The sequence below is a fragment of the Rubellimicrobium arenae genome (assembly GCF_017916275.1).
GTDB lineage: Bacteria > Pseudomonadota > Alphaproteobacteria > Rhodobacterales > Rhodobacteraceae > Rubellimicrobium > Rubellimicrobium arenae.
This window is the reverse complement of sequence record NZ_JAFMST010000006.1, coordinates 185,807-202,636: the sequence shown is the minus strand read 5'-3', so window position 1 is coordinate 202,636 and position 16,830 is coordinate 185,807. Positions and strand designations below refer to the sequence as shown.

Here is a 16,830-nt window from a genome sequence, read left to right as displayed (position 1 = left end):
GCAGGTGCAGGCGAGAAACTCCTTGACCTTCCCATGATGGGAAGGGCCAGCTTGCATGGCAGTTCACCTCCGGAGAGCTGCCATGACTCACATCAGCCACCACGACCACCACGCTGCACCCGGCGCCACGCTCAATCGATTGGCCTTCAGCGCGACCGTCCACTGCCTCAGCGGCTGTGCCATCGGCGAGGTGCTGGGCCTTGTGATCGGTACCGCGCTAGGCTGGAGCAATGGTGCCACCATCGCTCTCGCCGTCATCCTGGCCTTTCTCTTCGGGTATGGTCTAACGATGCTGCCGCTCCTGCGCGCAGGCCTCACCCTTGGGGCGGCCGTCCGGCTTGCGCTCGCGGCGGACACCATCTCCATCACTCTGATGGAGGTCGTGGACAACGGCATCATGCTCCTCATCCCCGGGGCGATGCACGCTGGGGTCGGCTCTGGCCTTTTCTGGGGCAGCTTGGCCATGGCGCTGCTGATCGCCGGAGCGGCGGCCTTTCCGGTCAACCGGTGGCTCATTGCCCGAGGCCGGGGACATGCTGCCGTCCACCAGCATCATACTGGACACTGAGCGAATCCGAAGACCCGTAACGCTGGCGTCATGACCTTGCGGCCGCCTTGAAGAACCCGCCCCCCCAGCTTGTGCGCGTCACCGCGCTTATGGCTGGCCGAGCAGGGCACAAGACATCTTTCACAGCGTCCGCCTGCCTCTCCAAGCAGGTCCGTGTCACCGCATCGCAGAGGTTTCCTGCCTGCGCACGCTTCATACGATGCGTCCAGCGCTCCGGTGCGGATGCTGAGGGGGAATAGTTGCGGCATTTCTAAGCCACTGCTGTTCGCCAGACGAGCGAAAGACCCACAACGGCATAGTCTGGGTATGTAGCTGCCCCACCGGAGCAGTTGCGATCACGTTGGGCCTCGAAACTCTCATTGTGGTCTGTTATCTCTTGTTCATGCACGATTCACCCGCTCTCTCCCTTGGTCGTCGCCAACAAATCGCTGATCGTCTGGCTCGCGGTCAGGCCGTGGTAGCCACTGCACTCGCGCAGGAGTTCGGCGTCTCCGAGGACGCGGTCCGCCGCGACCTGCGGGCTTTGGCGCAGGAAGGGCTCTGCCAACGCGTCTATGGCGGCGCGCTACCGCTCTCGCCGGCCTCGACGCCTATCGAGGTCCGTTCGGGCGAGGATGCCGCGCGGAAGCGCGCCCTGGCGCGAGCCGCCGTGGCCCTGATCTCCAAGGGACAGACCATCTTTCTCGACACCGGCAGCACGGTGCTTCAGCTGACCGGACTGCTGCCGCGCGACTTCGGCTTGCGGGTGGTCACGAACTCGCTGCCGGCCGCGGCGGCGCTGATGACTCGGGACGACCTCTCGCTGATCCTTATCGGCGGCCGCGTGAACCCATCCGTTGGTGGCTGCGTCGACGCCCGGGCCCTGGCCGAGCTGGGGCGCTTCCGCTTTGACCTCTGCTTCCTGGGTGCCTGCGCCTTGTCGGCCCAGAATGGCCTCGCCGGCTTCGACATGGACGACGTGGACATGAAGCGCCGCCTCCTTGAGGTGAGCTCAGCCACCGCCCTGATGATGACCAACGCCAAGCTGGAGACCTCGGCTCCGTTTGCGATCGGCCCGATCTCGGACATCGCCCACGTCGTCCTGGAGCATGACGCGCCTTCCGAGGTCGTCTCCGCACTTCGCGCGAGAGGCGCTGACCTGCGGATCGCTGAAGCCCCGAACTTCTGACCCTTTCCTCCCTTTTCCTTGAGCCCTGACATGACCTCTTACGCTGAGACCACGCCTTCGTCGGCGGACACAGGGGGCACCCGCCTCGCGACGCGCCTGTCCTTCTTTGCCGCCGGCTTCGTGATGGCCTGCTGGGCGCCCATGGTGCCCTTCGCCAAGGCGAACGTTGGCGCCGACGAGGGCCAGCTTGGGCTCCTTCTTCTTTGCCTCGGCCTGGGCTCGATTCTGGCCATGCCGCTTACCGGTTGGATCAGCGCCCAGGTGGGCAGCAAGCCCATGATCCTGACCGGGGGCCTGGGCCTCGTCCTGATCCTGCCCTTCCTCTCCGTGGTCAGCAGTCCGCTCCTGCTCGCCGCCGCGCTCCTTCTCTTCGGGGCCTCGCTGGGCACCATCGACGTGGCGATGAACGTCCATGCCACGGAGGTCGAGAAGGCCGCCGGCGTGCCGCTCATGTCGGGGTTCCATGGCATGTTCAGCGTAGGCGGCTTCGTGGGCGCGGGCGGCATCACGCTCCTTCTGTCTCAAGGAGTCTCGCCGTTCGCGAGCGCGCTCTGCGGCAGCGCCCTGGCCCTCGTGGCCATTCTTCTGGCGTGGCCGCGCCTGTTGCAGGTTCAAGGCGGCGAGGCCCCGGCCTTTGTGGCCCCGCGCGGCATCGTGCTCCTGCTTGCGGCCCTGTCCGGGCTCATCTTCCTTGTCGAGGGCGCCATCCTCGACTGGAGCGCGCTGCTGCTCCTTGGCCGCGACCTGGTCGACTCGGCCGCGCAGGGGGGGGTGGGCTACATGCTCTTCTCCGTCGCCATGACCGTGGGCCGGCTCACGGGCGATCGGGTGGTCAGCGCCTTGGGAGATCTGCGGGTGCTCGTCTGGGGCGGGCTGCTGACGATGGCTGGCTTCGTGCTGCTGCTGGCCGTCGACTGGACGCCTGTGGCGCTCCTGGGCTTTCTCCTGATCGGGCTGGGGGCCGCCAACCTCGTGCCCGTGTTCTTCAGCCGGGCCGGGCGACAGACCATCATGCCGGCGGGCTTGGCAGTCGCGGCGGTCACGACAACGGGTTACGCGGGCATCCTCGCCGGCCCGGCTCTCATGGGCTTTGTCTCGGACGCGACCAGCCTGTCGGCGGCCTTCTGGCTCCTGGCCGCGCTGGTGCTCCTGGTGCCGCTTTCGGCCCGAGCCGTGACGCGAGGGTGAGCTTTGAAACCCGCTCATCACCATCCGGACCCGTGATCTTGAAGGCTCTGCGGCCTTTTGGCGCAACCACAGACACATCCACGGTTTCCGCAGGTAGCTGGGCCTCGCGCGTCAGGCTGACCTAAAGCAAGGGTCAGGCGCACAGATAAAAGTGTAGAATCGGCCAAGGGCAGCCCTAGTCGCCATTATCGCGCCTTCCAGTCTTGGTGGAGCCAAGGTGGGCGTGGAAGGCTCGGGCACTGAGGTTCGCCGCGTAGACTTTAACCTCGAGAACAGGATGAGGCACCAAGGCCCTTCGGACTGTAGGACCGCGCGATGCGGCGAGACACCTTCGATGATCTCCAGCGAGGAGCAGGAAGGTGCCTTCGATGTCCAACAACCAACGGAAAAGCAGCGACTGCCGAATACAGTCTCTACTCTGTTCTCGAGTTGTCGTCCTATCCCGACGCAGGGTGCTCAAGGAGTTGCCCGATCTTGCGCGTCAGCGCGTCTACCGCGAAGGGTTTGGTGAGCATAGCCATGCCGGGTTCCAGGACACCGTTGGCCAACGTGGCGTTCTCGGCGTACCCGGTGATGAAAAGAACCTTGAGGTCGGGACGTCGCTCCCGCGCTTGGTCCGCCATTTGGCGACCGTTCAGGCCGGGCAGGCCGACATCGGTGATCAGCAGGTCGATGCGACGCTTCGACTGCAGGATCTTGAGGCCCGATGGACCATCCCCCGCCTCGAGCGCATGGTAGCCCAGATCGCCCAGCACTTCGACGATCAGGCCGCGCACCACAGGCTCGTCGTCGACAACCAGCAGCGTCGCCCCGGCTTCCGCTCGGGCAAGCTCGACCACTCCGGCTTCAGCCTCGGCGCTCTCCTCCTGCCCTCGATGGCGCGGCAGGTAAAGCTTGACCGTCGTGCCCTGCCTCTCCTCCGAGTAGATTCGGACGTGCCCTTCCGATTGCTTGGCGAAGCCGTAGACCATGGACAGGCCAAGCCCCGTGCCTTGCCCGATGGGCTTTGTGGTGAAGAACGGCTCGAAGACACGCGAGACGAGTTCAGGCGACATGCCCATCCCGGTGTCTGTCACGCAGATGGCGACATACTGGCCCGGTGTCACGTCGCGCTGGGCGGCGGCGTAGGCGTCGTCGAGATGAGCATTGGCCGTTTCAATGGTCAGCCGCCCTCCGTCAGGCATGGCATCACGCGCGTTGATGCAAAGATTCAGAAGTGCGCTCTCGAGCTGCACGGGGTCGCACAGCGTGCGCCAGAGGCCGCCGGCCATCACCATCTCAAGGGAGATCGCAGGCCCGAGCGTGCGCCGCAGAAGGTCTTCCATGTCGGCCACCAGGCGATTGGCTTCCACCGGTTTGGGGTCAAGCGGCTGGCGGCGCGAGAAGGCCAGAAGGCGGTGGGTGAGCGCCGCCGCGCGCTGCGCCGAGGTCATCGCCGCGCCCACATAGCGGTCGAGCCCCGCCGTCCTGCCTTGCGCGATCCGGGTCTGCATGAGGTCAAGCGAGCCCACGATGCCTGCGAGCAGGTTGTTGAAGTCGTGCGCAATGCCGCCCGTGAGTTGGCCCACGGCTTCCATCTTCTGTGCCTGGCGCAGAGCCTCCTCGGTCTCGGTCCGCGCGACGATCTCGGCGGCCACGCGCTGTTCCAGCGTCTCGTTGAGCGCCTGCAGAGCAGCTTCGGCCTTCCGGCGCTCCGCCAGTTCGCATTCGTTGACCTGGAACAGGCGGGCGTTATCGATGGCCGTTGCGGCGTGACCGGCGATCCCTAACAGAAGGGTCTCGTGCTCGCTTCGGAATACATTGGGCTTACCGTGGCCGTATAACAGTGCGCCCAGCACCTCGCCCGAGCGCGAGATCACAGGGACGCCCAGGTAGCTGCGAACCGGCAGATGCCCATCTGGCATTCCGTTGTAAGGGGCATTCATCCCATGGCGTGGGTCGGACAGGACGTCATCGGAACGAACGACCGCCTCCCCCTGAAACGTGGGGTGGAAGAGCGCTGTGGAGCGCACCATGGGGAAGTTGGCAAAGGCCTCCCGCTTCGCGCCTGACAGGGCATAGAGCATGAAGCGCTCGCCCTGTTCGTTCAGGACGTTGTAGAAGAAAGCTCCGAACTCGGCTCCCGTGAGCTCCCGTCCCGCATCCGTGACCATCTGCACGATGCGCTCGAGATCCCGCTCGGCCGCGACGGCGGCACCCGTCTCGTTGACGATAGCGAGCGCCCGGGTTTCGCGCCGCAAGGCTTGCTCCGCTCGCCGCTGCTCGGTGACGTCCACGTTGACCCCGGTCATTCCGAGGAACTCGCCTACCGCGTTGAACCGTGGACGCGCATCCGTTCGGAGCAGGCGATACTCGCCATCCGCTCGCCGATACCGGGCTTCAACAGTGAATGCCGTTTGGTCCCGCATCCCCCGGCCAAAGGGCTCAGACAGTGCGACGACGTCGTCTGGATGGATGGTGGGGGTCCAATCGAAGCGAGGGATGTCCTCCTCGGCCACGCCCCAGAACTCCCGCTGGGCGTGGTTGAGGTAAAGGCACTTGCCCTTGGGGTCGCCCATCCAGAGCATCACGGGAGCGCTGTCCGCGATGAGGCGGAACCGCTCCTCGGTTTCCTTCAGCGACAGATGCGCGTGCATCCGTTCGGTCTCGTCGGACATGACACCGATGATGCGGGTCGGCTGCCCCTCGGCATCGAAGAGCAGATCGTAGCGCAACCGAAGCCAACGGACTCCGAGCTCGGGGTGTTGGTAGCGGAACTCGGCGTCATACGAGGTCTGCCCTCGCGCCATAGCCGCCGCATGCTCCGCCGAGATCCGCTCGTACTCGCCGGGGCAGTAACGAAGGCGAGCCGCCTCAGCGTCAATCGGCTCGCCTTCGGGGAAGCCAAGGAGCCGGCTCACATCCGGCGAGCCGGTGACGGTGTTGGTGGCGACGTCGAGATCCCATACCGCCATCCGGCCAGCCTCGACCGCCAGACGCAGGCGTTGCGCGGCCTGGCTTTCGGCCTGTTCGGCCTCGCGACGAGAGGTGATGTCCTGGATCGTGCCGAGATAGCGGACGGCTCGAGCCTTGCCGTCCACCTCTTCGAAGATTGCTTCTCCAAAACCGAGGATCCAGCGGATCGAGCCATCCTCGAGCAAGACCCGGTACTCGAAGGGGTCGCGGCAGCGCTCATTCGGGTCGAGCGCCGAATGATAGAGCGCCTCCACATGAGCGCGGTCGTCGGGATGGATGACGGAGAGGATCCGCTCGGGCGTGACTGCTTCCTCTTCGGGAAGACCAAGGATGGCCTTGGCGCGACGCGAGTAGGTCATCCCACCCGTCAGGACGTCCAGATCCCAGATGCCAATGCCGGCGGCCTCGGTGGCCAGCTTGAGCCGGGCCCGCTCGTCGTGCAGGGCTTTCGCGATCTCCTGCTCGTCCGTCACGTCCTCCTGAACGCAGAGCCAGTGCCGCTCGCCAGCGATCTCGACCTTGCTGATGCGCGAGCGGGTTGTGAACTCCGACCCATCCTTGCGCCGGTTGCGCCACTCGCCCTGCCAGGTGCCCGAACGCTTGAGTTCCTCGATGACCTCTTCGACAACCCGAGTGTTCTCCTCAGGCGAGTAGGCGTTCTGCAACGAGACGTGCTGGCCCAGGAGTTCGCCGGGCCCGTAGCCAAACAGCCGTTCCTCGGCCGGGTTCGTGTAGACGATCGTGCCGTCCTCGCGTGAAAGGCTCACACCTTCGGTCATCTTGTCCAGCAGGACACGGGTGAGGCTCGCAGGGCTGGCGAGCTCGGCAAGCCGCAGCGGCATCATGCTGCTCACATTCATCGCAGACCTCGGAGGTTCAGAAGGACGGAGTGGATGGCTGGCTCGGGCACGAAGACATCTATCGGAAGCCGTCACCCGGGTGAAGGTAGGTCCAGAGGAACTCGGACGGGCCAGTCACTTTGGCCGGGTTCCGCACGCAGAGCGTTCGTCCTTGGTCACCTCGCCGCCACGGACCGATCTGCCGGTCCGCAAGACAAGGCGGCGAGCCATCCCAGCACCGCCGGCCGCCGATCCTGGACCGGAGAGCCGCGCCGCGTGCCAGGCCTTTCTCGGGATCGCATCGTCCTGGGCCTTATCGGCTACGGAGGCCCTGCGGCTCCTGGGTGAGCCGCTGAGCGGTGAGGTGGAGCGCATGGTGCGGCTGCATGGGGTCCTTGGCGCTCATCCTCCTCGGCTCCCAACTTGTGGAGTATCCTCTCTAATTGGGATCCCCGCTGCGGCGCTCTGCAGCATGAGGACCCCAAGTGCATCAGATCTGCGATGAGCGCTGGCAGACGGTCGCCCCCTGACGAGCAAGTCGCCATCATGTCGTCGCCAAGGCAACTCGCCTATACGAGAGGGGTCGGCTGGCTGGGCTCCCCAGGGCCCTGGGTTGGGGCGCCGGGGAAGCCGAGGGCGGGCGTCAGCGCGCCTCGCCGTGCAGGCGATGGAGCTCCTCGGCGAGCCGCTGCCCCCGCTCCGTCAGGTGGTGGCGGTCGTCGGGGGCACCGGGCTCCGTCCGCAGGAAGCCCTCCTGGCGCAGCCGGTCGATTTCGACCCGGGTCAGGTCAGCGCGCCGCACCTTGCGCGTCTCGAGGACGCGCCTGATCTCGTTCGTCGAGGCATTGCCGACCCGGGCGAGCTCATTGAGGACGATTCCGCGCAGGGGCGGGAAGTCCGCGGCCCGGACGGCGAGGTCCAGGACGAGCTTGCTCCCCCGCGGGCGGCCGGGCCGGCGCGTCCCGGCCTTCTCGCGCTCGGGCTGGACCGTCTTGGCCTTGTGCGTCGTCTCGACGGCCGGCCAGGGCGCGCGCTCGATCGAGCAGCAGGGGATGTCGAACTGCTCTCCGAGCATCCGCCGCAGGGCGGTCTCATCGAGCATGCCCGCGACGAAGCGGATGCTGTAAAAATGGGGTGCCGTACGCATCGTTGTCCCTCGTGTTGCTGGGCTCGCGCCTCAGCTTGTTGTCGATATGATGAGGCTAGGGGGAGGTTGCGAAAATCGTGCCGGCTCTTTTTCACCCATCGCAACTTTTTTCCTGGTCACCGATCGGGCGGTTCCGCGGCCCCGCCGCGATGGCGCGGGTGACGGCGGCGACCGTTTCGCCGCCGGTTTGGTGCCGCTGCGGCACCACTGTCCGGGTGGCCGTCGGTCCGACACCGCGCTCCTCCCGCCGGCAGGAAATCGCGGCCTCCGGCGCAGCGCCCTGCCTCGTGAGGGTCCACGGAATCGACCGGCCCCAGCCCCATCTGGTGGCCGACGCCGGGGGGCCTCGGAGTGAGAGCGTCATCGCCCTCGGCCTAAGCAGCACAGGCAAGACCTATGTCGCCCTCGGGCTTGGCCTGACCGCCTGCCAAAAGGGCTTCGCTGTCGGCTTCACCAGCACGGCTGCTCTCTCGCATGAGTTGATGAAGGCCCGTGGCGAGCGCCAGCTCATGCGCCTCCAGAAGCGGATCGCCAGCCACACGCTGCTGATCATCGACGAACTGGCTTCGCGCCGCTCTCGACGACCGGGGCTGAGCTGCACTTCGAGCTGATCTCCCAACGCTACGAGCGCGGCGCCACGCTGATCACCAGCAACGGCTGTTCGACGAGTGGACCGAGATCTTCGGTTCGCCGAACACCGGAGCCATTCTCCAGCCACCGTCGGATCAGACGTCATCACAGGGGCACGACCGCGGGGGTGGAACGTGGATGAGGGATCCTCACAACAAGGCACGAGCTTTGACGCCGCCAAGATCGACGCCCCTCGACCACACGCCGAGCGCATCCTGTGAGCCCCGCCGCGGGCAGCACGAATAGAAGCCTGCTCCCGGCGCGGAACGCCGCTTGGCACGAGACCGCCCGATGACAGAAGCCTTATCCTCTGCCCAGCTGAGGCCGGGCCTGCGCGAAGCCTTGCCCGCCCGTCTGCGCGGGAGGTGCCGCACGTGCGATCCGGCCGACACGCGTCCTTGCCACACCGACATGGAGGACTATCGCTCGGGCTCGTCGCAGCGGAGACTGCAAGGGCAGCTCGGCACGGCGGCCCCGATGTAACGTCTTTACATCAGTAACGCGATACTCGCATGATTCATACTTCCCTTTCCGCAGGCCGTGTTCTATGATTCCGCCATGACGCCCCTCGGCACAGACTGTCGCGAGGCACCGCCTAGACCGCCCTCAGGATCCCTTCCAATGACTCGCGCCCGATTGGCCCTCCGGCGACACGACATACACACCGGCCGCCACTCCGCCGGTGCTGCTCTCCTCGTGTTCCCTTCCGCCCGGTCCTCCGCCGGCGGGTCATCCCGGATCCATCATGCTTGGCGATCTCCCCTACCAGATTCTTCGACTTCTCGCCGCTTGCCACCCCATCCTGTTCATCTGGGCCGCGCGCGTTCACGTCGCCGCGTTTGATGCGTGCGACCAGTTCCTCCATGACCGCCCGGACCTGACGCGGCCGGGCAGGCAGCGGCCCGCTCCCTGCCCTTGGTGGTGGGTCGTGATCCAGGAGGCTGCGTGATGCCGGAGCCGCTCCCCGTCGCCCGGCCCGCCCTTGGCCGGATCCCCCTGGGCGAGTTGCTCCTCCTCATCGCGGACAGCGAGCACCTGCCTCGCGTTCCGAACGGCCGCCTGCCCGTCCTCGACGGCTGGCAGATCGACTTGGGTGAGCACGACCTGCTCCACATCCAGGGCCATCTCGACGGCGCGGCGGAGCGGTTGAACCTCCCGCTCCTGGCTGTCGCGCCGAGGCTCAGCGCGGCGTGGCTCGTCGGTGCCGCCTGGGTTGAGCTCGGGGCGCATGCAACCCTCACCAGTGAGCTCGCCGTGGTCGCGACGCTCCTTGGCGCTGAACTCTGGTGCGATGCGCTGCGCCACGATCTCCTCACCCCCAAGAGCGGCTGACCTCGGCGACCGCCCAACTTGTCCGCCGCTCGACGACTGACCTCCGCTCGCTACGATGCTCGCCATGACGACCATACGCATGCCCGCGACCTTCGCCCCCACGCGCTGACCGCGCGTCCTCCGTCCCACTCTACCCTTCCGTGTGACGTCATGCGCTCCCTCCCCGCCCCCGGGCTCATCACCGCCCGACCCAAGCCCCGCGCGCCCGGCGAACTCGCCCGCGCTTATCTCCAGCGCCTCGAGGCCGCCGAGCGCGAGGCGCGCCGTCGCGACACCGAGGTCGATCGCTGGCGCGCCCAGACCCGCCGCAACGCCCGGTTGGATAAGGGACGGGGCGCCGCCCTTATCGCGCAGTCCCTCGCAGGCGACGGAAGCCGCGACGACCCGCGCTGGCTGCCGCCGCAAGCGGCCTATGCACTCCCCGAGTCGGACCGCGCCCGCATCAAGCGCGCCGCGGCGACGATCGAGGCGCGCCGGCTCCCGCCGACGCCGCTGCCCACCCGGATCGCTCGGGAGGAGCGCGACGAGCTCTTCGCCGCCACCCACGCCATGCGCCTAAGCGGGGTCGCGACCGAGGCCGAAGTGGACGAGGCCTTCGCGGCCATCCACGCCGAGTTTCCGTGGCTAGCCCGGGCGACGGAGATCCTGTGGCATCAGGCACGGCTGCGGGCCCGAGACGGCCTGCCCTTCCGGGTTGGGCCGGTCGTCCTCCTCGGGCCGCCGGGCTGCGGCAAGTCCAGCTTCGCGCGGGCGCTCGGAGCACCCTTCAGCGTGCCCACGGTCACCGTAGACGTGGGCCAAGCCGGTGGCGTGTGGGACCTGCAGGGAAGCGACAGCAAATGGGGTGGGAGTTCCCCGGGGCGTATCACGCGCTCGCTCCTCGCGACGCGCATCGGCAACCCGGTGGTGGCGGTCGACGAGATCGACGCCGGCCGCGCCATGGGCGTCCACGGGGGCGGCCGCTCGCCCTCAATCCATCGTGTGATGATGGGGATGATCGAGCCGTCGACGGGCGCGGCGTGGGTGTGCCCTTACTACGAGGTGGCCATCGACCTGCGCCACCACAGCTGGGTGATGACGACCAACAGTGTCATGCACATCGAGCAGGCGCTTCTCGATCGGGTGCGGGTGATCGAGCTCGACGCCGTCGGCCAGCGCGACCTCGTCACCACCGCGCGCCGGATGGCGGCGGTCAAGCTCGACGAGGAAGGGGCCGAGCTCGTGGCCGGGGAGGTTGAGCGGGCGCTGAAGCGCGGCGCCAACCTCGGGTTGCGCCAGGTCGCGCGCCTCGTGGAAGCGGCCGAGGCCGCTGCCAATCGGCCGGTCCTGCACTGACGGGAGGGAGAGATGAGCAGCTTGCTGAGTGAGCGTGACCTGCGCGTGATGAGCGCCTTCCCCGAGCTCTTTGGGTCGGGGCGCTGGGACGCGCGGACCGGTTGCATGGTCTGGGGCCTCATGGTCGGCGAAGGCTGGCGGCCCCTCGTCCTCGGCCTCCTCGAGGAGCTCGCCGTCCTCGTGCGCAAGGAGGGCGTCGGGGGCATCCACATCCTGCAGGTCAAGGACAAGTACGAGGGCCTGAGGGTCTACGTCCACCCCTACACGGATCCGGTGGAGGCCGCCATCGTCCGCGCCGAGGCGCGCGCCGCGCGCGCGGACTTGCGAGACCTGCGGCCGCCTAGGCGAGCTCCGGACCGACCAACCTTATCTGCAGACGCTCTGCGACGCCTGCGCGACCGCGAGGCGGTGAGCCGATTAGCTTGGAGCCTCACCTCGCCAGGCTGCAGGGCTAGGAGCGGTACAGGCCCGTGAAGGTCGCGCGGCGCATCGAGGGCGAACCTACGCTAGTGTCGCCGCTCCGGATCGGCAGCTGGCCGGTCACCGTGGGCGAGAAGGCCACTATCGCCGCGGGGGTCGCACGGCCCCGTAGCGTGGCGCGTCTGCTTGCGGCGGCCGTGGTCGGCGCGGCGGCCAAGCAGGGGCAGGTCGATCCCACGGGCCGGCGCGCAGCCCGCTTCCATCTCCTCGGAGCCAGGGCCGACGACCTCCGGGAGCCCTCCTGGGCCGCCACCGTTTTGGTCACGGATGGCCCTTTCGGGAGAATTCGAGGCCGATTTTGTTCATCGATGACCAATCTCGGTGCCGCTCCAGATCATCTAGGTCGTCCCGCCCCGGACGGCCCTCGATATGACGCCCGGCGACTAGGACAGTGGCCCCACGAAAAGAGGAGAACGAGTCAAGCTTGGCGGCAACCTCAGGAGCGTAGCTCAGCGGCAGAGCGCTTGCCTTATAAGCGAGAGGGCGCTGGTTCGAGCCCAGCCGCTCCCACCGTCCCGCGCCACGCGCGAGCGCGTCCTGCGACCGGTCCAGGAGCTTGGGCCGTGCCGCAGGCGCGCACGAAGCTCCGTCGACGACCGACAGCCAAGTCTCGGGCGGGTCCTCCAGTGGCCTAGATTACTTCTCCTTCGTCATCAGCTCGACGATCCGGAGCGCGTCGGCGATGTCCATCTCCGCCGCGACCTCGAGGAACACCCGGCCCCGGCCCCCACCGTAGGCGGGGGTGATCCGGAACGGCACCCGGCCCTGCTCCGGGGGTGGCACCTCCTCGAGGTCGCCCCGCTCGGGGTCGATGTCCGCCGGTCGGACCCCCAAGGCTTTGGCGATGGCCACGAGCTTGGCCGGCGGCGGTCGCGTCCGACCGAGAAGATAGCGCCCGAATGCATCTCTCTGCAGGCCGGCACGGCGCGCGAGTTCTGCCTGCGTGAGGCCGCTGCGCCGGGTCAGGTGCTGCAAGTTCGCGGCCCAGACCGGCAATTCCTCGATCGGCCGCGTAGCCTCGCCATCGGCCACGGCCTCCCTTGGACTCGACGCGCCCTCCGGCGCGGGGGCCGACGCCGGTATCTCGTCGGGAACCCGATTGGTCATGCCGCTCCTCGTCTCACGTCGCGCCAATCCGGGAGCTTCCCATAACACGGCAGCCTCTGTCGAGAGATCAGACGGCCGGGGCAGCTCCAGCCTGGCCGCGGCAGGGCTGCTTTTCAGCCCCGTGCGACCCGATGGCCTTGCGGCCGCGATGGCGTTTGCCATGTCCAGTTTCCCTGCCGGTTTGCGATATGAGAAATGGCAGATCGCGCCCGGAGTCGGTCGGGAAACGCATAGATGGGCCCGGCAGGCCTTGGGAGGGATGCCTCCGGCGACGTCGGACCACTCGCGGAGACTCCCGCCGGGATTTTTCCAGGGAGTGGACATCCCCTTACTCTCTTTCGACAATATATGGGTTTCGAGGTGTGGCGCGGCTCTAAGCCGACCGACACCGTCTTTCCCGCCTTAACTAGGTCGCCTGCGATGCCCTAAGCGAAGGAGCGAGACAGCGGTCGGCGATTCCTCAGCCGAGGTTGGCCTCATCGCCTCAACGGAGGCGCTTAGGACTTCAGCCCGCTTCGGACGCCGCCCGCCCGAAAGACAGCGAGTTTATCCTCACCATCTTCGAGAAGCTACGGACCGGAGCCGACCGCTCGCGTGATGCGCTTCTTGAGATGACAGTGAGAGGACCCGACCTCACCGCTTCCTTATGGCCTCTGTCGGTCCTGCGGTGCTCGGGCTTCTCGCATGGAGGGTCCGGGCGAGCGAACGGCAGCTCGCCGGGAGGAGCACGTCGGTGCCGCGCTAGTGGGCCCTACTCCCCCACCGTCTGGACCCGAGGCCGAGGAGCGGCATGTGCTTGGCCGTCTCGGGCTGCCTTTTCTCGCGAGGGGGCGAGGTCGGCTGCGGACGTGCTGGTCCGTCTCCGCCAAGTCATGGCTCCTATCCGCCCAGCTCTCGCGGGTCTGCCAATGCGGCTCCTGGCGCAGCCCTCCAATCTGCGCTCCGGCTTCCCTGACGTTGGCCCACGCCTCTCCAACGCGCGGCGATTTGCGAAGACCCGGAGCGCCTCAACCATCCTTCTGTCAGCGCGGATGCGCTGCCGGCTCAGTCTTGAACGCGCGCTGGCGAGGGCGGCGAGTGCCGCCTCATCGACCTCGGCCCAACCGTGGCAACAACAAGCCGCCTAGGAGTTCGAACTTCGCATCTGCATTGATGATCAACTGCCGGAACCAATCCGACCGACAACGAAGAGGCAGTTGGGCCGCGAGATTTCGTGACCCGGCGGGCAAGGTGCTAGCGGGTCGCTGGAGGCGCCAAGGGAAATCTTGTTCGCCGGCCGCACTCCCGGCTGTCGGCCCTGGTTCGGTGCCAGGACCGGCTTCGCCAATCTTGCGAAGTTCCGGGCAAGAGCCGCGAGGACGAACGTTTCCGCGGCGCCTGACAACGCCCATGTTCGGGGACAGGTCAGGCCGGAACGTTACCTCCGTTCAGCACTCCCAGTAGGTGAAGTGCCCGAGGCGAACATGGCGCCCTGGGCCAAGTGGAAGAAGGCGTCGACGCCCACGAACTCCATCCTGCCGCCGTGGATCAGGACGATGAAGCCTCGCTCGCCATCCTCCGTGAAGGACCGGATCATCTCGCCGCCTGCGACCTCGATCATGAGCTCGGCGACTTGGGCGCGGGCGCACGGGGGTTCAGCGTTGGTCTGGTCCAGGGGCATTGCGATCTCCGCCGCGAGGGAGAGCGGTCACCTTGTGGTCTCCAGCGCCACTCTGGCGGGGTTCCGGAACACCGAAAGCTGTCGCGGCAGCACGACTTCTATGAAGTTGTGGACGGCGCTTTCCGTCAAGGGAACAGCGCTTGAAGAGCGGCGCCGCGTCAGTGGTCCTTCTCCGTCCTCTGGACCGCGCTTGATAACCTTTCGGAGGCAGCAGGCCGCTAGGTGGAAGGGGCGGCGTCCCTGCCCCCGGATCTGCAAGCGCGAGGCAGGACCTTCGAAGCGGCACTCGGAGTTGCGGACCGAGGGCGCTGCCTTCTTGCGGACCACCCGCTTTCGCTCCGCGGGCGCGAGGTGCAGGTTGCCTGCCCCGAGCGCCACCTCACTGCGCTTCCGGGCCACCGCCTCACGCATGGGCTCGACGTCACCGAGTTCGCGGTCAGAGGGTTCGTCGATCATCGTCTATCTCTCTCCGGGCCGGTGGCTGGGCTCCCCCGACCCTGTCTCAGGTCTGGGGGAGCCGGGTGCCGTGCTTCAGCGCGCCTCGTCGTTCAGGCGGCGGAGCTCCTGGTGGAGCCTCTCGCCCAGTTCCGTCAGGTGGTGGCGGTTGCCCGGCTTCCCCCGGACGGTCACCAGGAAGCCCTTCTCGCGGAGACGCTGGATGTGGACCCGCGTGTGGTCCGCGCTCCGGACACCGCGCGCCTTGAGCACGGAGCTGATCTCCTCCGTCGAGGCCTCGCCCACCCGCGCGAGCTCCTGCACGATCTTCCCGCGGAGGATCGGGAAGCTCTTCGCCACTTCGGCGGGGTCGAGGGCCACCTGGATAGCGTTCCGGCGCTCGGGCTGGGCCGTCTTGGCCTTCTCGCGGCCGGGCCGGCGCGTCACGGCCTTGCGGACCGTCATGGCCTTGCGGGGCGTCTCGACGGCCGACCAGGGCGCGCGCTCGATCGAGCAGCGGTTGACGTCGAACTCCTGTTCAAGGAGCGCCCGCAGGGCGGTCTCGTCAAGCAGGCCCGCGACGAAGCGGATGTTGTATTCATTGGCAGATTCACGCATTTCTGTCCCTCGTGTTGCCCGGCGCGCGCCGTGGCCTTGTTGTCGATACGCTGAGGCTAGAGGCAGGTTGCGAAAATCGTGCCGGCTCTTTTTCACCCATCGCAACTTTTTTCCTGGTCACCGATCGGGCGGTTCCGCGGCCCCGCCGCGATGGCGCGGGTGACGGCGGCGACCGTTTCGCCGCCGGTTTGGTGCCGCTGCGGCACCACTGTCCGGGTGGCCGTCGGTCCGACACCGCGCTCCTCCCGCCGGCAGGAAATCGCGGCCTCCGGCGCAGCGCCCTGCCTCGTGAGGGTCCACGGAATCGACCGGCCCCAGCCCCATCTGGTGGCCGACGCCGGGGGCCCGGGGAGTCACCGGCGGGGGCAAGCCATCCGGAGGCCGACGCCGAATGTGCCTTGACATCGCGCGACGACGGGGCTCGCTTCGGAGAGACCCTCAAGCCAATCGCAACGCGGCCTGGTCCATAAAAGCGGCTGACCGCCTGGCCTGCGAAAGCCGCCCCCGACCTTTCTGGCCGGGGCCCTGCTCGACAGGTCCCCTCGGGCGGCCCATAACGCCCGAATCGCCGGGCGTACGCCTTTTTGTTACAAAAATCCTCAGAATTTCCAGATACTTACCTGGCTTATAACGCCGGCAACGGATCTGACCGGAAAATGTGTCTCTATACATGAGGTGGTGTGTGAGGCCCTCTGGGACTCTCTTTTACTCCTTATACATATAGAATTAGTTGTTATAGAAGGACAGAGGGCCCTTTTTGCCTGCTTCTTCGGCAGCTTAGGGCCGTCACTAAATGTGTTATGTGAAGTATCATTTGTAACATAATCTTTTTATTGAAGAATTTTTCTTCGCTGCGGCGGAGGAGACCTCCGTCCTCGCCGGGAAACCGGCTCGCGCCCAGAAAGGGCCGAACGGCAAGCTCACGTCCCGGCGGACGAGGGATAAGAGCGAGCCGAGCTGGTTTGTGCCCTACCCGGACCCTCAAGCCCTGTGCCCCGAGAACATTTGAGGGGGGACGAAGCTTGAGGTGCGGTCCGGTCAGCGGTGAGCCTGCCTCCGGCCGTGGTTCGCGAAGGGCCGCGCACCCAGATGCCCGTCGGTTCCTGCGCGCCCCGGCATCAGCCCGGGGCCTCTCCCCACGACAATACATCCCTGCCGCGCCCGGAGCCGCAGGAGCTGCTCGGCACACGCCCTGACCGCCCCCTTCTCGCCCGGGCAGACCACGCGCATCCGCCCCGGCCGCCCGATCTGGCCCCAGGAGGCTACGAGGACCCAATCCCCGAACAGGTCCGGCCCGACGCTCAGCCCATAGGCGCGAAAGCGGTTCCGGGCGGGATCGATGCAAGGGAGCCGGACGTCCATGTTCCC

The 16,830-nt window shown here is 67.1% G+C and carries 13 protein-coding genes, 1 tRNA gene and 1 pseudogene; 8 read left to right on the top strand and 7 right to left on the bottom strand.

Annotation, left to right across the window (positions count from 1 at the left end; all coding sequences use genetic code 11):
* The first annotated feature begins 82 nt into the window (after positions 1–82).
* From J3P31_RS11295 to J3P31_RS11285, 3 genes are all read left to right on the top strand, one after another.
* Complete coding sequence (locus J3P31_RS11295; protein WP_210528538.1) at positions 83–568, top strand: DUF4396 domain-containing protein; 486 nt, start codon at positions 83–85, stop codon at positions 566–568.
* A gap of 382 nt (positions 569–950) precedes the next feature.
* Positions 951–1,736 (top strand): DeoR/GlpR family DNA-binding transcription regulator, encoded by a 786-nt coding sequence (locus J3P31_RS11290; RefSeq protein ID WP_210528688.1) that lies wholly within the window; start codon positions 951–953, stop codon positions 1,734–1,736.
* Positions 1,737–1,766: 30 nt separating this feature from the next.
* On the top strand, positions 1,767–2,924 hold the full coding sequence (locus J3P31_RS11285) for an MFS transporter (RefSeq protein WP_210528537.1): 1,158 nt from the start codon (positions 1,767–1,769) through the stop codon (positions 2,922–2,924).
* 437 nt (positions 2,925–3,361) lie between these two features.
* Here J3P31_RS11285 and J3P31_RS11280 read toward each other — a convergent pair whose 3' ends face one another.
* Complete coding sequence (locus J3P31_RS11280; RefSeq protein ID WP_210528536.1) at positions 3,362–6,739, bottom strand: PAS domain-containing protein; 3,378 nt, start codon at positions 6,737–6,739, stop codon at positions 3,362–3,364.
* 622 nt (positions 6,740–7,361) lie between these two features.
* Complete coding sequence (locus J3P31_RS11275) at positions 7,362–7,865, bottom strand: helix-turn-helix domain-containing protein (RefSeq protein WP_210528535.1); 504 nt, start codon at positions 7,863–7,865, stop codon at positions 7,362–7,364.
* Positions 7,866–8,212: 347 nt separating this feature from the next.
* Between J3P31_RS11275 and J3P31_RS21370 the strand changes: the two are divergent.
* The 5 genes and pseudogenes from J3P31_RS21370 to J3P31_RS11250 all read left to right on the top strand — a co-directional run.
* A pseudogene (locus J3P31_RS21370) lies at positions 8,213–8,576 on the top strand (ATP-binding protein); the annotation flags it as partial.
* 867 nt (positions 8,577–9,443) lie between these two features.
* Positions 9,444–9,827 (top strand): hypothetical protein, encoded by a 384-nt coding sequence (locus J3P31_RS11265; RefSeq protein ID WP_210528534.1) that lies wholly within the window; start codon positions 9,444–9,446, stop codon positions 9,825–9,827.
* A gap of 150 nt (positions 9,828–9,977) precedes the next feature.
* The gene (locus tag J3P31_RS11260; RefSeq protein WP_210528533.1) at positions 9,978–11,162 is read left to right on the top strand and encodes an AAA family ATPase; all 1,185 of its coding nucleotides are present in this window, start codon (positions 9,978–9,980) and stop codon (positions 11,160–11,162) included.
* A 12-nt stretch (positions 11,163–11,174) separates the two neighbouring features.
* Positions 11,175–11,636, top strand: coding sequence for a hypothetical protein (locus J3P31_RS11255; protein WP_210528532.1), 462 nt, complete (start codon positions 11,175–11,177; stop codon positions 11,634–11,636).
* Between the two features lie 445 nt (positions 11,637–12,081).
* A tRNA-Ile gene (locus J3P31_RS11250) sits at positions 12,082–12,152 on the top strand.
* Between the two features lie 126 nt (positions 12,153–12,278).
* Here J3P31_RS11250 and J3P31_RS11245 read toward each other — a convergent pair.
* The 5 genes from J3P31_RS11245 to J3P31_RS11225 all read right to left on the bottom strand — a co-directional run bounded on the left by J3P31_RS11245 (position 12,279) and on the right by J3P31_RS11225 (position 16,824).
* Positions 12,279–12,749, bottom strand: coding sequence for a helix-turn-helix domain-containing protein (locus tag J3P31_RS11245; RefSeq protein WP_210528531.1), 471 nt, complete (start codon positions 12,747–12,749; stop codon positions 12,279–12,281).
* A gap of 1,417 nt (positions 12,750–14,166) precedes the next feature.
* A complete protein-coding gene (locus J3P31_RS11240) occupies positions 14,167–14,409 on the bottom strand; it encodes a hypothetical protein (RefSeq protein ID WP_210528530.1) in 243 nt (80 codons plus the stop codon).
* 27 nt (positions 14,410–14,436) lie between these two features.
* Positions 14,437–14,865: a hypothetical protein gene (locus J3P31_RS11235; protein ID WP_210528529.1), complete on the bottom strand. Its 429-nt coding sequence runs from the start codon at positions 14,863–14,865 to the stop codon at positions 14,437–14,439.
* A gap of 75 nt (positions 14,866–14,940) precedes the next feature.
* Positions 14,941–15,462 (bottom strand): hypothetical protein, encoded by a 522-nt coding sequence (locus J3P31_RS11230; RefSeq protein WP_210528528.1) that lies wholly within the window; start codon positions 15,460–15,462, stop codon positions 14,941–14,943.
* 1,038 nt (positions 15,463–16,500) lie between these two features.
* Positions 16,501–16,824, bottom strand: a complete 324-nt coding sequence (locus J3P31_RS11225) for a WGR domain-containing protein (protein ID WP_210528527.1) — start codon at positions 16,822–16,824, stop codon at positions 16,501–16,503.
* Positions 16,825–16,830 lie beyond the last annotated feature (6 nt).

Coding starts and splice junctions, on each gene's coding strand:
- J3P31_RS11280 (WP_210528536.1), bottom strand. CDS start 6,739: ATGAATGTGAGCAGCATGATGCCGCTGCGGCTTGCCGAGCTCGCCAGC.
- J3P31_RS11260 (WP_210528533.1), top strand. CDS start 9,978: ATGCGCTCCCTCCCCGCCCCCGGGCTCATCACCGCCCGACCCAAGCCC.
- J3P31_RS11295 (WP_210528538.1), top strand. CDS start 83: ATGACTCACATCAGCCACCACGACCACCACGCTGCACCCGGCGCCACG.
- J3P31_RS11285 (WP_210528537.1), top strand. CDS start 1,767: ATGACCTCTTACGCTGAGACCACGCCTTCGTCGGCGGACACAGGGGGC.
- J3P31_RS11240 (WP_210528530.1), bottom strand. CDS start 14,409: ATGCCCCTGGACCAGACCAACGCTGAACCCCCGTGCGCCCGCGCCCAA.
- J3P31_RS11265 (WP_210528534.1), top strand. CDS start 9,444: ATGCCGGAGCCGCTCCCCGTCGCCCGGCCCGCCCTTGGCCGGATCCCC.
- J3P31_RS11290 (WP_210528688.1), top strand. CDS start 951: ATGCACGATTCACCCGCTCTCTCCCTTGGTCGTCGCCAACAAATCGCT.
- J3P31_RS11225 (WP_210528527.1), bottom strand. CDS start 16,824: ATGGACGTCCGGCTCCCTTGCATCGATCCCGCCCGGAACCGCTTTCGC.
- J3P31_RS11255 (WP_210528532.1), top strand. CDS start 11,175: ATGAGCAGCTTGCTGAGTGAGCGTGACCTGCGCGTGATGAGCGCCTTC.
- J3P31_RS11235 (WP_210528529.1), bottom strand. CDS start 14,865: ATGATCGACGAACCCTCTGACCGCGAACTCGGTGACGTCGAGCCCATG.
- J3P31_RS11245 (WP_210528531.1), bottom strand. CDS start 12,749: ATGACCAATCGGGTTCCCGACGAGATACCGGCGTCGGCCCCCGCGCCG.
- J3P31_RS11275 (WP_210528535.1), bottom strand. CDS start 7,865: ATGCGTACGGCACCCCATTTTTACAGCATCCGCTTCGTCGCGGGCATG.
- J3P31_RS11230 (WP_210528528.1), bottom strand. CDS start 15,462: ATGCGTGAATCTGCCAATGAATACAACATCCGCTTCGTCGCGGGCCTG.